The 15,163-nt window shown below is 59.0% G+C and carries 15 protein-coding genes; 8 read left to right on the top strand and 7 right to left on the bottom strand.

Annotated elements, in window-relative coordinates; translation table 11 throughout:
• Positions 1-20 precede the first annotated feature (20 nt).
• The gene (locus PLUT_RS01390) at positions 21-1,175 is read left to right on the top strand and encodes an ArsA family ATPase (RefSeq protein ID WP_011357030.1); all 1,155 of its coding nucleotides are present in this window, start codon (positions 21-23) and stop codon (positions 1,173-1,175) included.
• A 127-nt stretch (positions 1,176-1,302) separates the two neighbouring features.
• On the opposite strand, the gene folK is transcribed toward PLUT_RS01390, so the two are convergent.
• Together folK and folB are read right to left on the bottom strand one after the other, a co-directional pair.
• Entirely contained in the window at positions 1,303-1,812 is a 510-nt protein-coding gene (gene folK, locus PLUT_RS01395; protein ID WP_011357031.1) for a 2-amino-4-hydroxy-6-hydroxymethyldihydropteridine diphosphokinase, read from the bottom strand.
• A gap of 5 nt (positions 1,813-1,817) precedes the next feature.
• Positions 1,818-2,195 (bottom strand): dihydroneopterin aldolase, encoded by a 378-nt coding sequence (gene folB, locus PLUT_RS01400; protein WP_011357032.1) that lies wholly within the window; start codon positions 2,193-2,195, stop codon positions 1,818-1,820.
• A gap of 179 nt (positions 2,196-2,374) precedes the next feature.
• Between folB and nadC the strand changes: the two genes are divergently transcribed.
• Together nadC and PLUT_RS01410 are read left to right on the top strand one after the other, a co-directional pair.
• Positions 2,375-3,259, top strand: coding sequence for a carboxylating nicotinate-nucleotide diphosphorylase (gene nadC, locus PLUT_RS01405; protein WP_011357033.1), 885 nt, complete (start codon positions 2,375-2,377; stop codon positions 3,257-3,259).
• 7 nt (positions 3,260-3,266) lie between these two features.
• A complete protein-coding gene (locus tag PLUT_RS01410; protein ID WP_041463721.1) occupies positions 3,267-3,638 on the top strand; it encodes a holo-[acyl-carrier-protein] synthase in 372 nt (123 codons plus the stop codon).
• Between the two features lie 133 nt (positions 3,639-3,771).
• On the opposite strand, the gene tig is transcribed toward PLUT_RS01410, so the two are convergent.
• Together tig and PLUT_RS01420 are read right to left on the bottom strand one after the other, a co-directional pair.
• Positions 3,772-5,052 carry a trigger factor gene (gene tig, locus PLUT_RS01415; protein ID WP_041463722.1) on the bottom strand — a complete coding sequence of 427 codons (1,281 nt, stop codon included), beginning with the start codon at positions 5,050-5,052 and terminating at the stop codon, positions 3,772-3,774.
• A gap of 84 nt (positions 5,053-5,136) precedes the next feature.
• On the bottom strand, positions 5,137-6,402 hold the full coding sequence (locus tag PLUT_RS01420; protein WP_011357036.1) for a M16 family metallopeptidase: 1,266 nt from the start codon (positions 6,400-6,402) through the stop codon (positions 5,137-5,139).
• A 131-nt stretch (positions 6,403-6,533) separates the two neighbouring features.
• On the opposite strand from PLUT_RS01420, the gene PLUT_RS01425 reads away from it, so the two are divergent.
• From PLUT_RS01425 to PLUT_RS01440, 4 genes are read left to right on the top strand one after another with little or no spacing between them, the layout of a single operon-like run.
• Positions 6,534-7,523 (top strand): NAD-dependent epimerase/dehydratase family protein, encoded by a 990-nt coding sequence (locus tag PLUT_RS01425; RefSeq protein ID WP_041463723.1) that lies wholly within the window; start codon positions 6,534-6,536, stop codon positions 7,521-7,523.
• Between the two features lie 40 nt (positions 7,524-7,563).
• Positions 7,564-8,610, top strand: a complete 1,047-nt coding sequence (gene recA / locus PLUT_RS01430; protein ID WP_011357038.1) for a recombinase RecA — start codon at positions 7,564-7,566, stop codon at positions 8,608-8,610.
• Between the two features lie 4 nt (positions 8,611-8,614).
• Positions 8,615-9,679: a tRNA dihydrouridine synthase DusB gene (dusB, locus tag PLUT_RS01435; protein ID WP_011357039.1), complete on the top strand. Its 1,065-nt coding sequence runs from the start codon at positions 8,615-8,617 to the stop codon at positions 9,677-9,679.
• Complete coding sequence (locus PLUT_RS01440) at positions 9,676-10,698, top strand: aspartate-semialdehyde dehydrogenase (RefSeq protein ID WP_011357040.1); 1,023 nt, start codon at positions 9,676-9,678, stop codon at positions 10,696-10,698. Before dusB ends, PLUT_RS01440 begins: the two co-directional genes overlap by 4 nt.
• On the opposite strand, the gene PLUT_RS01445 is transcribed toward PLUT_RS01440, so the two are convergent.
• The 3 genes from PLUT_RS01445 to alr all read right to left on the bottom strand — a co-directional run bounded on the left by PLUT_RS01445 (position 10,699) and on the right by alr (position 13,359).
• Complete coding sequence (locus PLUT_RS01445) at positions 10,699-11,556, bottom strand: hypothetical protein (protein WP_011357041.1); 858 nt, start codon at positions 11,554-11,556, stop codon at positions 10,699-10,701. It abuts the gene before it with no gap.
• On the bottom strand, positions 11,553-12,065 hold the full coding sequence (locus PLUT_RS01450; RefSeq protein ID WP_011357042.1) for a ComEA family DNA-binding protein: 513 nt from the start codon (positions 12,063-12,065) through the stop codon (positions 11,553-11,555). The genes PLUT_RS01445 and PLUT_RS01450 overlap by 4 nt, the downstream gene beginning before the upstream one ends.
• A 199-nt stretch (positions 12,066-12,264) precedes the next feature.
• The gene (gene alr, locus PLUT_RS01455) at positions 12,265-13,359 is read right to left on the bottom strand and encodes an alanine racemase (RefSeq protein ID WP_157858111.1); all 1,095 of its coding nucleotides are present in this window, start codon (positions 13,357-13,359) and stop codon (positions 12,265-12,267) included.
• A gap of 277 nt (positions 13,360-13,636) precedes the next feature.
• Between alr and PLUT_RS01460 the strand changes: the two genes are divergently transcribed.
• Positions 13,637-15,010 carry a pyridoxal-phosphate dependent enzyme gene (locus PLUT_RS01460; RefSeq protein ID WP_041463977.1) on the top strand — a complete coding sequence of 458 codons (1,374 nt, stop codon included), beginning with the start codon at positions 13,637-13,639 and terminating at the stop codon, positions 15,008-15,010.
• Positions 15,011-15,163: the final 153 nt, after the last annotated feature.

The following is a 15,163-nucleotide window of genomic DNA, read 5'->3' on the forward strand; positions in this document are numbered from 1 at the left end:
AATAGTTTTTGTTAAGCACCATGAGAATTATTCTTTATCTGGGTAAGGGCGGGGTCGGAAAGACCACGGTCTCGGCATCAACGGCCACGGCGATTGCCCGCCGCGGAGGCAGGGTACTGATCATGAGCACCGATGTGGCCCACAGCCTTGCCGATGCGTTCGGCGTCGAGCTGAGCCAGACCCCCATTGAGGTCGAAAAGAACCTCTTTGCCATGGAGGTCAACGTGCTGGCCGAGATCCGCGAAAACTGGAACGAACTGTACTCCTACTTCTCCTCCATCCTCATGCACGACGGTGCCGACGAAGTCGTTGCCGAGGAGCTTGCCATCGTCCCCGGCATGGAAGAGATGATCAGCCTCCGCTATATCTGGAAGGCCGCCAAATCCGGAAACTATGATGCGGTCGTTGTCGATGCCGCTCCGACGGGCGAAACCATGCGTCTGCTCGGCATGCCCGAGTCCTACGGCTGGTACTCGGATAAAATCGGCGGCTGGCACTCCAAGGCGATCGGATTCGCTGCACCGCTCCTCTCGAAATTCATGCCGAAGAAGAACATCTTCAAGCTCATGCCGGAGGTGAACGAGCACATGAAAGAGCTGCACGGCATGCTTCAGGACAAGAGCATCACCACATTCCGTGTTGTCCTCAACCCGGAGAACATGGTCATCAAGGAGGCGCTGCGCGTGCAGACCTATCTGAACCTGTTCGGTTACAAGCTTGATGCCGCCATCGTCAACAAGATCCTTCCCGCGAAATCAGGCGACAAGTACCTCCAGAGCCTCATCGACATCCAGCAGAAGTACCTCCGCGTGATCGAGAACTGCTTCTTCCCGCTTCCGATCTTCCGTGCCGGGCAGGCAACGGCAGAGGTCATCAACCCGGACCGCCTGTACGAGCTCAGCCAGGAGATGTTCGGTGACAAGAACCCTGCCGACGTGCTCTACACCAACGACAGGACCCAGACCCTCGAGAAGGTCGACGGCAAGTACGTCCTGAGTCTATACCTTCCGAACGTCGAAGTGCAGAAGCTCAACGTGAACATCAAGGGTGACGAGCTCCTGGTGGACATCAACAACTTCCGCAAGAGCATCATGCTCCCGAACGTGCTCATCGGCCGCAAGACGGAAGGTGCTGATTTCGAGGCGGGAAACCTCAACATCACCTTCGCGAACTGAAGCGCCTGATGCCCTGCCGGAGCAGGCCTTAGTGAACCGGTGTTATAGATGCAGATGGGCCGCCTTGCTTAAGGCGGCCCATTTTCTTTCTACGCGGTTGAGGGGGTAGGGTCACATCCCAGTGGAATCAGTGCAGACGGAGTCGTTCCCTAAGGCGCACGGGTACCGACCGGTCGCCGCACGTCCGGAGCATCTGAAGGATGGTTTTTCTGAGGACGGGGTGCAGAGGGTTTGCGATGTCGAGCAGCGGGATGAGCACGAATTTTCTGCGGTGCAGTTCCGGGTGGGGAATCCGGAGCGTATCAGTCTCGATTATGCAGTCTGCATAGAGGAGGATATCGAGGTCTATGACCCTCGGGCTCCATCTCCGGTATCGTTCGGGCCGGCCGAGTTCCTGCTCTATAGCCTTTGTTGCGCTCCGAAGGTTTTCAGGCGTGAGGCCGGTTTCTATCTGTACCACGCCGTTGTAGAATCGTTCCTGTTCCTCTTCCCCGACCGGCTCTGTCATGTAGACGGGCGAGGCTCGGAGCACCTTCGTTTCCGGGAGCGCGCCGAGCCGACATACGGCTTCCTGCAGGTGACTGAGGCGGTCCCCGATGTTCGATCCCGTTCCGATGTATGCTGTGTGGAGCTTCATCTTCTTCAGTCGCGCTGCATGGTGCAGTCGGCTTCTGCATAGTCGCAGATTCCGTCGACCGGAGGATTGCGCTTGCGGACCTTTATGCCTACTTCGCTGACCGCGGGGAAATCACCAAGCAGGTCCCGGGCAATCTCCCAGGCGACAGCCTCGATGAGGAAGTATTTCTTTCCGGTAAGAGCCATGCGGATCCGGCTGTACACCGCCCCGTAGTCCACTGTTTTCGTGATGTCGTCGTTCATGGCCGCCCCGGTGAAGTCGAAGGTAAGCTCGGCATCGACCTCGTATTTGGCTCCGATCCGGTGCTCTTCACGGAGCACGCCGTGGTGGGCGTAGAAGACCATGTTCGAAAGCCTGACCGAGGAGCGGGAGATGTGTGTCATCTTGCGGCGGAAAAAGTTGGCGGCGTGTGTGTTTCAAACTAACAATGTTGCTCAGAATCGGCTGAATTCAAAATCGAAAAAGATAAAACCGGGGGCGGACCTTTTTTAGGATGGAGCATGGAAAGGAAAAAGTGTAACTTTACGGGTTCAGTAGATTTTATTAATGGTTGCAAGTAGCGATGAAGATGAAGAATCAGGATTGTCACGATTTTTATGAGGGGTGCCGCTCACGGGCGGTGATGCTTGCGCTTGAGGAGGACCGCTATACGGGGGACGTCACCACCATGGCGACCATCGACCCCCAGCAGCAGGGAAGCGCTGTTGTGAGGGCAAAGGAAGACGGCGTCATCGCTGGTGTCGATGTCGCCGCACAGGTGTTTGCGGCATGCAACCCGTCGCTTAAGCTTGAGGTGCATCGTAACGATGGTGAGCGGGTTGTACAGGGTGAAAGGGTGTTTGACGTACATGGCCTTCTGGCACCGATACTGCTCGGTGAGCGGACGGCACTGAATTTCATGCAGCGCATGTCGGGGATTGCAACCAAGACGAGAGCGTTCGTGGACCTGGTGTCCCATACGGAGGCCAGGATCCTCGACACCCGGAAAACCGCTCCGGGGCTTCGTTATTTCGACAAAGAGGCGGTGCGCATCGGCGGCGGGCGGAACCACCGCTTCGGGCTGTTCGATCTTATCCTCATCAAGGACAACCATATCGATGCCGCCGGCGGTGTCGGCCCGGCACTCAACCGGGCAAGGATGTACCGGGAAAAGCATGGTCTCGACGTGAAGATCGAAGCCGAAGTCCGCTCACTCGACGAACTGAGCGCGGCCCTTGCCTGCCGGCCGGACATCATCCTGCTCGACAACTTCACCATAGACCTCATGCACGAGGCGGTGGAGTATGTGCGCTCGATGCCCTCGGGCGTGCTTCTGGAGGCATCCGGCAACATGAGTCTCTACAATGTGAAGGCGGTTGCTGAAACCGGAGTCGATTTCATTTCTGTCGGCGAGCTGACCCACAGTGTGCGTGCGCTCGACCTTTCCATGACCATCACTCTCGGCTGAAGATACCGTGGAGATAGGTGTGGACATCGTGGATCTTGTCCGGATCGAAAAAGCCTACGACCGGTACGGACGGAAGTTCCTTGAGCGGATCATGACGGGGGAGGAGATCGAACTCTGCCTGAAAAAGCCCTCTCCCCTCGCCAGCATCGCCGGCCGGTTTGCGGCGAAGGAGGCTGTCGTCAAGGCACTCGGAACCGGCATTACGGCTGCGGTGCACTGGAAGAGCTTCGAGGTCCTGAATGATCCGGCCGGCAAGCCGTTCGTTCGCTCCTCCCAGCCCGGCCTGCTGCCGGAGGGATGTTCCATCAAGATCTCCATCGCCCACGACAGGCATTCCGCAGTGGCGACAGCGCTTCTTTGCCGGGGCCCTGAGTCCTGAGGGGGTTCCCCGGCGAGGGGGGATCGGCAGGGTGCGGGCGGGCGGTAATGCGCTGCAGGGAAGCAAAAAAAAAGGCAGGATGCCCGGGGGTCCGGGTCCTGCCTTTTTCACGTTCCTCCGTTCGGCCAGCGCGTCAGCCCCTGTGGTCGGGAACCGGAGTCGCCTCGTCGGTGATGCTCACTTTAGCTTTGATGATTTCGTAGATCTTTTCTTTCGTGATGGTGTCGGTGACATAGTCGCGGAAGTCTGCTGACATGTAGGTCTTCATGAGCTCTTCGGCGTTCATTGCGGTATTCTTTGCTGCCTCTTTCTCGGCGTACTCCCTGATGGCAGCTTCGTCGATTTCGAGGTTGTTCATCTCAGCGATCTTCTGGCTGATGACGAGCCAGCGGGCGTGGCGCTCGGCGTTTGGCTGCATGGCAGTCTGGAACTGGTCGGTGTCGAAGGCTTTCGGGAAGCTGCCGCCCATCTGGCGCTTGGCGTTTTCCACGAGCATGTTCGAGAACGACGCAACCATTGTTTTCGGGGTTGCAACCGGGTTCTCGTCAATCAGTTTTGCCGAGATGGACTCGAGCAGGTCCTCTTCTGATTTCATGGAGAAATGCTCATCGAGCTGGATCTTGACATCAGCTTTGAAGTCCGCAACGTTCTCGAAGCGCTGGCCGGTGATCTCTTTGACGAGTTCATCGGTAAGCTCAGGCAGCTCCATGCGCTTGACTTCGCTGATGGTGACCCGGAAGTTGACGGGAGCATCTCCCTCGTTCTGCCCTGGGGTTTCAACTACCACGGTTTCTCCGGCTTTTTTTCCTGCGATGGCTTTGCCGAAGGGGTTGTCTTCCGGCAGGTATTCCAGATTGAAGTGGTGGTTTTCGGTCTTGCCTTCGCCCTCTTCACCCTCTTCAGTGAGTTTCACCACATCGCCGATGACGGTGTCAGTAGCAGTGGCAGCTTCGTCGACGCTGACCATGGTGCCGTGGCCCTTGAGGATGAGGTTGATTTCCTTTTCGACGGCGGCATCGTCAATGGTGTAGACGGAGCGGGTGAATGAGTAGCTGCTGAAATCTTTCAGGTCGAACTCGGGGTGCACTTCATAGCCGAGGCGCACCGTGAGCTGCTCGGGCGTGAAGGTGAAGTCTATCATGCCTGCGCGGCTGGCGGTCTTGATCTTGTCTGATTCGACGATGTCCCCGAAATGCTTCGAGGCAAGTTTTTCTGCGATGGAGGCTTCGATGGCAGGGCCGGCGAGTTTCCTTATCAGGCCTGCAGGAGCGTGGCCTTTGCGGAACCCCTTGAGCTGTACGGTCTTTTTGGCCTCTTCAAGTTCCTGTTCGTAATCGTTGGCGAATTCGTCCGAGGTGAAGATGATCTCCAGTTCCTGTTCGGTTTCGCTGATGTTCTTGATATTCTTTTGCAAGGCTCTCTGTGGTTTGGTGATAATGGTCAAAAATCAAAGTCCAAAAGATACAAATTATAACCGGTATTTAAAACAGCGAAGCCCTCAGCGGGAGGGCCGGTAGACGAGTGTGGAGAGCGGAGGCTCGAGGATGAGGTCCCGGGCGGCTTCTCTGATGTCCAGTGGGGTGAGCGCTTCGATTTTGGCAGTTTTTTCTTCCGGGGGGACATACCGCCCGAAGTAGGAGATGTCGGTGGCGACCTGCGACATCCTGCGGGTCATCTTTTCCATTCCCATGATGTGAGATCCGAGTAGCTTTGCTTTTGCCGTTTCGACTTCACCGGGATCGGGATGCAGGAGGGCAGGGCCGTGGAGCAACTCTTCGATGAGCTTGAGGGCGGTGTCGATTTTCAGTGCGTCGGTGCCGGTATAGATGTTCAGGGTGGTGAGGTCGTCATAAAACGAGACGGCTGAATAGGCGCTGTAGGCCAGCCCGCGTTTTTCACGCAGCTCAAGGTTGAGCAGCGAACTCATCCCGCTGCCGAGCATGGAGTTGAGCGCCATTGTGGCATAGAACAGGCGGTCGTTGCGCCCTGCGGCCGTTCCCTGCACGATCTGCGACTGCGAGATCCGTTTTTTCAGTGTTTTGTTGAACGGCCGGTAATCCTCCGGACGGAACATCATGCGCGTTGCGCACCCGGAAGACATATCCGCTCTATTGAGAAACCGTTCCGCGAGCCCGGTGATCTCGGCGTGGCGGACATTGCCTGTGGCGCTGAGGATCATCTTCGAGGGGCGGTAGTGTTCCCGGATGAACGCCGTGAGGTGGCTGGCCGATATTCCCTCTACGCTCTCCATGGTTCCGAGTATCGGCCGTCCCAGCGGGTGGCGGGGGAAGGATCGGAGGTCAAACTCCTCGAACACCATCTCTTCCGGCGCGTCCTCCACGCTGCTGATCTCCTCCAGTACCACCTCTTTTTCCTTCTCGATCTCTTCGGGAGGGAACACCGGGTCCGATACGAGATCGGCGAGCAGTTCGAACGAAGCCTCCAGGTGCCGGCTGAGGCAGCGGAGGTAGATGCAGGTATGTTCCTTGGTGGTCCAGGCGTCAAGGTAGCCGCCGTGCTTTTCGATGTCCCGTGCGATGTCCAGATAGGAGCGGCGTCCGGTGCCCTTGAAGATGGCATGTTCGATGAAATGCGCGAGCCCCGCGGCGTCTTCGGGGTCGTCGCGCGAGCCGGCTTCAATGAGGATGCCGAGCGTCACACTCTCAACCGACGCCACGCGGTCCGTCACGACCCTCAGGCCGTTGGGGAGCCGTTCCTCAATAACCGCTTCATTGGTATGTGTCGCTCTCTGCTGCCGCATCATCCGAAAAATTTCTGGTCCTCTTCATTGGAATTGAGAGCAATGTAGTTTTTATTCTTATGTTTAAAAACAGAGGCGCTCACTGGCGGAGCGTGCGCCCTTCCGGAGGGGCCGAACTACCTTATAGCCGATTCATGTCCACTGCATCCATTGCCATTACCGGCGCGACCGGTTACATAGGTTCGCAGCTGCTGCTTTCGCTCATGAGGGGTGCCGGCGGCGGTGAGGGGGTGCGGATCGTTGCCCGTGAGGGCTCGGACTGCTCCTTTTCGGGCACCCTTCCCGTGGAGGTCGTGCGGGCGGACATCCTGAACCAGCCTGCGCTTGATCTGGCATTCCGGGGCATCGACACCGTGTTCCACTCTGCGGGGCTGATTTCCTATACGAAGCGCCACACTGGCGAGCTCTACGACGTCAATGTCCTCGGCACCCGAAACGTGGTGAACGCATGCCTCAACGCCGGGGTCCGGCGTCTGGTCGTCACCAGCTCGATGGCCGCGGCCGGCGCCACCGAGGATGGTTCGCCGGTCGGTGAATCGGCTTCTTTCCAGGACTGGCAGCGCCGGAACGGGTACATGGAGTCGAAGCATCTTGCCGAACTCGAGGTCTTGCGCGGAGCCGCCGAGGGGCTTGAGGCCGTCATGGTGAGCCCGGGGGTTGTCATCGGCCGGGACCCCTCGAATCCTGCGTCGAAGAGCTCATCGAACGATGTCCTGCGCCTCATCTATCAGGGACGCATCCCGGTGCATCCGACGGGCGGTACCGGTTTTGTCGATGTTTCTGACGTCGTCGACGCCCTCATTGCCGGATGGCGCCTCGGCCGCAGCGGTGAACGTTATCTGGTGGTGGGCCACAATATGACTTTCAAGGAGCTTTACCTGCGCATCGCTGAGCTTCCCGGCAGCCGCACGCGCCCCACCATCGCCCTACCGGGTCCCATCGGCTCCTTGGCAGGCATCGGCGGCGAACTCTATTCCTGGATCTCAGGCCGCCCGTCGTTCATCAGCATTGAGAGCATCCGCCTTGCCGGGCGGAGGGCTTCATACAGCAACATGAAATCAACGGAGGAACTTCAGGTCAGCTACCGGCCGCTTGAAGAGACTCTCTTAAGCGCAGTAACCTGAAGGGCCGGTTTTTTTCGTTCACCATACCCCTAAATGCACCATGGCTACACCCAGACCCGCAGAGACCGCCCCAGGCGTTGATCCGGCAAAACTCAAACAGCTGAACCTCGCTGTCGAAGCCCTTGAAAAGCAGTTCGGCAAAGGTGCCATCATGCGCCTCGGGGACGATTCGGCAGTGATGCAGGTCCAGTCGATTTCAACCGGATCGATGACCCTCGATTTCGCTCTTGGCGTCGGAGGCCTTCCGCGCGGCAGGGTGACGGAGATATACGGCCCCGAATCGTCCGGCAAAACCACCCTTGCGCTTCATGTCATCGCCGAAGCCCAGAAGGCCGGCGGCATCGCCGCTCTTGTTGATGCTGAGCACGCTTTCGACCCCAGCTATGCCCGCAAGCTCGGGGTTGACATCAATGCCATGCTGATCAGCCAGCCGGAGTCCGGCGAGCAGGCGCTCTCCATTGTTGAAACACTCGTGCGCAGCGGCGCGGTCGACGTGGTCGTTGTCGATTCCGTTGCAGCCCTTGTGCCTCAGGCGGAGCTTGAGGGAGAGATGGGAGACAGCGTGGTCGGTCTGCAGGCCCGGCTCATGAGCCAGGCGCTGCGCAAACTTACCGGCGCCATCTCCAAGTCGAGCAGCGTCTGCATCTTCATCAACCAGCTGCGCGACAAGATTGGCGTCATGTACGGAAGCCCGGAAACAACCACCGGCGGCAAGGCGCTCAAGTTTTATTCCTCTATCCGGCTCGATATCCGCAAGATTGCCCAGCTGAAAGACGGCGACGAAATCATCGGCAACCGCACGAAGGTTAAAGTGGTCAAGAACAAGGTTGCGCCTCCTTTCAGGATTGCCGAGTTCGATATCCTTTACGGGGAGGGCATCTCCCTCATGGGCGAGTTGATCGATCTTGCCGTGGAGTTCGGTGTGGTCAAGAAGGCTGGTTCATGGTTCAGCTACGGCCCGGACAAACTCGGTCAGGGACGCGAAGCCGTGAAGAAGGCGCTGCGCGAAGACCCCGAGCTTTTCAAGAAGGTGCACAGCCAGGTGAAGGATGTCATGACCGGCAACCCGGAGGCCCTGCAGCCCTGACGGCATGAAAATCGGAAAGCTCGACATCGACCGCCCCGTCATCCTCGCCCCCATGGAGGATGTGACCGACCGCGCGTTCCGGCAGCTCTGCAAGCGCCACGGGGCGGACATCGTCTATACGGAGTTTGTCAGTGCCGAGGCGCTCAGGCGGGGCATTGAAAAGACCGTCCGGAAACTGAAGGCGGATCCGGTTGAGCGGCCCCTGGCTGTGCAGATTTTCGGCAGCACGGTGGAGTCGATGGTGGAGGCTGCGGTGATTGCCGAAGAGTTCCAGCCGGATTACCTTGACATCAATTTCGGATGCCCGACGAAGAAGGTTGCCGGGAAGGGCGCCGGGGCTGCGCTGCTGAAAGAGCCGGAAAAGATGGCTGCCATTGCCGAGGCCGTGGTGAAAGCCGTCCGGCTGCCGGTGACGGCCAAGACCCGGATCGGCTGGGACCACGAATCGATCAACATTCTCGATGTGCTCCGGCGCCTCGAGGACGCCGGCATTCAGGCCCTCGCCCTGCACGGACGGACCCGGAGCGACATGTACAAAGGCAAAGCTGACTGGGGGTGGATTGCGGAGGCCAAACGGCATGCCCGCATTCCCCTTATCGCCAACGGTGACGTCTGGAGTCCCGAAGACGCACTGAGGATGTTCCTGGAAACCGGCGCCGACGGGGTGATGATCGGGCGGGGCTCGATCGGCAACCCGTTCATCTTTTCCGGGACGAAGCATCTCCTGAAAACCGGCACCCCGCCGCCTCCACCCGACTTCAGACTGCGCATCAAGGCAGCCATCGAGCACCTGCAGCTCTCGGTGGAGTTCAAGGGTGAGAAATACGGGACGCTTGAAATGCGACGTCATTATGCCACCTACCTGAAAGGCCTGCCGAAAGTATCGGTGGTGCGCAACAAACTGGTGCGCGAGGAGGATTGGCGGGCAGTGGAGAGTATCCTGCTCGAGTACCGCGAAGAGTGTGAGGGCTATGCCCGGGAGGGGCGGATCCGCGAGCATGCGGAGTACCTCAACGACCATTCAGATAAACTTGTATTGAACTATAAAGCATCGAACACAACCATATGAGCAGTTCCGAGAAAAAGTGCCGGGTAGCCATACTCGGCGCGACCGGCCTTGTTGGCCGCACCATGCTGCAGGTCCTTGAAGAGCGGAATTTTCCCGCAACCGACATCATTCCGCTCGCTTCGGCAAGGAGCGCCGGTCAGAAGGTGACGTTCCGTGGAAAGGAGTACGTGATTTGCGTGCCTTCCGCCGAAGCGTTCAGCGGGATCGACATCGCGCTCTTTTCAGCAGGCGCTTCCGCCAGCCGCCAGTGGGCTCCTGTGGCGGCAGCCGAAGGCGCGGTCGTCATCGACAACTCTTCCGCATTCAGGATGGACGAGGGCATCCCGCTCGTCGTTCCCGAGGTGAACCCCGGAGACATTTTCGCTGCAGACGGCAGTGCGGCCAAGATCATTGCCAACCCCAACTGCTCGACCATCCAGATGGTCGTTGTGCTCAAACCGCTCATGGACCGTTACGGGCTCAGCCGGGTGATTGTCTCGACCTACCAGTCGGTGACCGGAAAGGGCAAGGCGGGGCGCGATGCCCTGGAGAGCGAGCTTGCCGGAGAGCGCCAGGAGCAGTTCACCCATTTCCACCAGATCGCCTTCAACGCCGTGCCGCAGATCGACGTTTTCACCGACAACGGCTACACGAAGGAGGAGATGAAGATGGTCAACGAGACCCGGAAAATCATGGGTGATTCCTCTCTCAGCGTCTCCCCGACCACGGTCCGTATTCCGGTGTACGGCGGACACGGCGAATCGCTCAACATCGAGCTGAAAAGCGACTTCGACATTGAAGAGGTGAAGGAACTGCTCGGCCGGTCCCCCGGTATCGTCCTGCAGGACGATCCGTCGGCACGCGTCTACCCCATGCCGCTGACGTCGTATGAAAAGGATGAGGTGTTTGTGGGAAGGATCCGGCCCGACTACTGGCATCCGAAGACCCTCAACCTCTGGATCGTCGCCGACAACCTTCGCAAGGGCGCGGCTACCAACGCCGTACAGATCGCCGAGGTGGTAGCGGCCGGAAGGCCGTAGTCATGCAAGCACAAGGATCGCTGACATGATGGCGTTCAGTGCTGAGGGTGATTGAAGGGTTTTCTGCGCCATTCCGCTGATTGAGACCGTCCGTGGCAGCGCCTGGGGCTGCAGCGGGCATGCGCTTTCCCGGCTGATGAGCTCCACCATTGCCCGGTCCGCCAGAGCGCCCCGGGTCTGCACCGGGGTGCCGGGCGGAAGAGCGGCTTCTGCGATCTCCTTCAGTGCGAAATATGCGGTTTCATCCCGGTTGAGCACACGGCGGTGGCTGAAATGGCTAATTGCACCGCAGGATGCCACCACAAGGAGCACGTGTGAGCCGGACAGTTCAAGAAGGACCGTCTGCCCTTCCGACATCTTCGATATCCCCACTGCCGTTTTCAGCGGCGTGCTGTCGCCGGAAATGGCGTGCCGGCTGCTGAACGCCCCGGCAATGCCTTTTGCCGGGGCCTCCGGCCAGAACATGAGCAGCTTTTTACCCTGCAGCCCGCCTGCACTCTCTTCCAGAAAGGGCAGGACGTCGCAGCCGTAGTGACCGGGTTCGTCGAGAAAGTAAGATGCTTCAAGGCGGCTGTACCCCCTGCACTCTTCATCGGTTGCGTCCAGGGGGAAATAAGCCGGAAGTGGATGGTAGGTATCGTGAGCGATGCAGAGAGAAAGCGGCTCGCCGGACCATTTGGCGGCATGTTCCGAGAGCTTTTTCAGCGCCCGCTGTCCTTTCGGGGTGGCGAGGAGGGCGTAGCCGGCAGGAACGGTCCTGCATTCTGTGAGGATGAACCCATCCCCTCCGCTCGTTTTGAGCCTGACGATGCTGCTTTCGGCTGCATCGACTGCGCAGGCTACGATGCTTCTCGTCATTGGTCGATGCTCAGGTGCTTTTTGAGGACTTCAAGTTTTTTCTTTCCTACTCCCTTTACCTCGAGGAGCGCATCGTAGGACTCGATGTGCCCATGGTGCGCCGTCCTGAAGTCGATGAGCCGCCCCGCCATGACCGGTCCGACACCCGGGATCTGCTGCAGTTCAGTGCTGGTGGCGCTTGTGAATGAAACGGTTCCGGTGAAGGGCTCCTTCTTCGCCCGGCGGGGCGTTGATTCAAAGCCTCCGGTGCTTTTTTCCAGGGCGATGCTTTTTCTGACGGCCTCATCCACACGGCCTTCATCAAGCCTGGCTGCCTTGATCAGGCTGTCGGCCTCCCTGTCGCTGAAGACAGCTGCCTCGGCTTGCCGGACGGCATCCGATTCCAGCTCCACTGCATGCATGGTACGGAGTATGGCGCCGAACACCAGAAAAGCCAGAAGGGTCGAGACTGCGACAACTTCCGCTCTCGTCAGGCTCAGCTTTTCTGAAAGTCGTTCGAACGGGTTCATACCAGAGGGGGTCTCTTTTATGTTCAAGATAAGAAATAGATGGTACTATCCTGTTGTATCGGCATCGTTCACCTGCTGAAGCAGGCGTTTCCGTATACAGCGCATGATGAAGCGGCCCCGTTGTATGCTGTCGCGGGCCCGTGGTGCCGTCCTGCAGTACGGAACGGCTGTGCATGGAATGAGGGGCTGCCGGGCGTCTTTATACAACGGTCCGCAGGACGCGCGCTGAAACGGAGGTGAGGAGTTCATAGCTGATGGTGCCGGCCCGCGAGGCAAGTTCCTCTGCCCTCATCCCGTCCCAGCCGAAGAGGACGGCACGGTCGCCGACCCTGACATCGCTTTCGGTACCGAGGTCGACCATGATCTGGTCCATGGTGATGGTGCCGACCTGCGGGTAGGTGATGGCGTTGATGCTGACGGTGGCTTTCCCTGAAAGCGACCGGTGGTAGCCGTCGGCGTATCCAGCCGCTATGGTGGCGATTATCCGTGGTCCCGCTGCCTTCCATGTACGGTTGTAGCTGATGGTGGTGCCGGCCGTGACGGTTTTCAGGAAGACGACCCGGGCTTCTACCTGCATGACCGGCTTTACATCCAGCCGCAGATGGGCATCGTTTGAGGGGTGGCAGCCGTAGAGGAGGATGCCGGGGCGGACCATGTCGAAGGTGGCGTCCGGTTCAGAGAGGATGGCGCCGCTGTTGGCTGCGTGTTTCAGGACCCTGCGGCCGGAGGCATGTTCGTACTCTCCGGTGAAAGCCCTGAACGCTTCGAGCTGTTTTCGGGTGAATGCCCTGTCAAACGAACTGTCGGCGAAGTGGGTGTAGATTCCCCTGAGCTCGATATGCGGGCAGCGGGGGAGTTCCTGCAGGACCTGTTTGGCTTCAGCGGGAGAAAGCCCGAGCCGTCCCATGCCGGTGTCGACCTTCAGATGGACGCCGATGGTGGCGCCGGCTCCCGATGCCACAGCCTCTGCCGCCCTGAGGGTTGCGGGGTCGCAGACGGTCATCTCTATGCCGTGCTCCAGGTAGGAGGGTATCTGGGACGGCAGGGGGGAGGAGAATGAGAGGATGGCGGCAGGCCTCTTTAGAGAGCCGCAGGTCCTGAGTTCAATGGCTTCATGGATGTTGGCCACCCCGAAATGTCCTATGCCTTCAGCCAGAAGAGCGCGGGCCGTCTCACGGGCGCCGTGCCCGTATGCGTTCGCCTTCACGACGGCCATCAGCGGCACGCCGGCCTTCTTTCTGATGAGCCGGGCATTCTCTTGCAGGTGCTGAAGCCTGATGAGGGCTTCAGCCATGGGTTCGGGTGCATTGGGGCACATAGGCGGTGCGTGGCACTTCGGTTTACTGGATTTCTTGCAAAGTATTAAAAATTATGCGGATTTTCAGCAGCGCCGGAGCGGGGTAGATGGCGCCTGCTGACTGAAAAAGGAATAATTTGAGTACCTTTGAGCATGCAAAGAGTTGCTTTGCCCTGAATCGAGACGGTTCGTTCAGTGGTTTTGTATATTTTCATCTGACTATCGGGAAGGGGCCTCTTTCCCTCCTGCAACCACTATTCTCGACAGCATGCCGATGCCGAACAACGATATCCTCGGACTCAAGACAGAGACCCCGATGGTGCTCCTGCGCCAGATGCCGCGCCAGATGCAGGCGAAGGTCATGGCGAAGCTCGAGTACATGAACCCCGCATGTTCCCACTACTACCGGGTTGCGGCGGCAGTGGTGCGCGATGCCGAGGAAAAGAATCTCATCCACCCCGGCATGACGCTCGTCGACTGGACCTATGGCAACAGCGGCATTGCACTTGCCATGGCTGGTGCGAGCCGCGGCTACAAGCTGCTGCTGGTCGCTCCCGACAAGATCTCTCGCGAAAAACAGGATGTACTGCGGGCCATCGGCGCCGAGCTGGTCATCACCCCTTCGGATGCCCTGCCGGGTGAGGCGCGAAGCTGCATGAACGTGGCCGAAAGCCTTGTCGGGAACCTCTCTAACGCCTTTTTCGCCGGCATGTACGACCACCCCCTCAACTTCGAGGTGCACCGGGACTCCACCGGCCCTGAGATCTTCAGCCAGACGGACGGGGCCATCACCCACGTATTTGTTCCGCTCAGCTCCGCAGCCATGGCATCGGGGGTCGGTGCGTTCCTCAAGTCAAAGAACCCCGCGATCCGCCTGATCGGTGTCGAGCCCGTGGGATCGGTATTTGCCGGACTTCTCAAGAGCGGCGTGCCGGGCCCGGCCGCTTTTTCTGAACTTGAGGAAATCGGTGCAGCAACGCCGCCCAGGTTCTGGGATCCTTCACTTATCGACGAGGTCGTGCAGGTATCGGACGAAGACGCCATGAACTGCGGGCGGGCACTGCTCCGGACCGAGGCCGTGTTTGCCGGCAGCGCCTCCGGCGCCGTCATGATGGCAGCTCTCAATGCGGCCTCCGGCCTTGGACCCGACGCCACGGTTGTGGCAGTGCTCAGCGATTTCGGCGGTTACAGCCTCAGCAAGATGTACCGCGACGAGTGGATGCGCCAGCACGGTTTCTATCGTCGGGAAAAATCCTCCCTCGAGCAGATTACGGCCGAAGACATCCTCCGCCTCAAGGCACAGCGTGACCTGATTGTTGCCTATCCCGAGAACACTCTTGCCGAGGTGTTCGAGATGATGAAGCAGAACGATGTGTCGCAGCTGCCGATCGTATCCTACAACGCTCCCATCGGCAGCATCAGCGAGAACCGCATCCTCTCCATCCTCATTGAGAACGACGATGCGATGAATTCGAAGGTCGTGGGGTTCATGGAACCGCCCTTCCCGGTGTGCCAGCCGGACGCCGCAATTTCGGAGCTGTCGGAAAAACTCCAGCAGAATGCCTCCGGCGTGCTTATCAGCATGCTTGATGGGAAATTGCAACTCCTTACTAAATCAGACCTTATCGATGCCTTGACCCACAAATAAGGCTGCTGGAAATTATCGGGTTGTTTTTTTGGCAGTATTTACTTAACTAGGCAGTCCTGCAAAGTCCGGTTTCAGCCCGGCCCTGTCCGGCTCCGGATGCCATGCCGGTGACAGTTCCAACGATGGCCGATACTCCCTGCGGTTCACCAGGAG

The organism is Pelodictyon luteolum DSM 273 (assembly GCF_000012485.1).
Lineage (GTDB): Bacteria > Bacteroidota > Chlorobiia > Chlorobiales > Chlorobiaceae > Chlorobium > Chlorobium luteolum.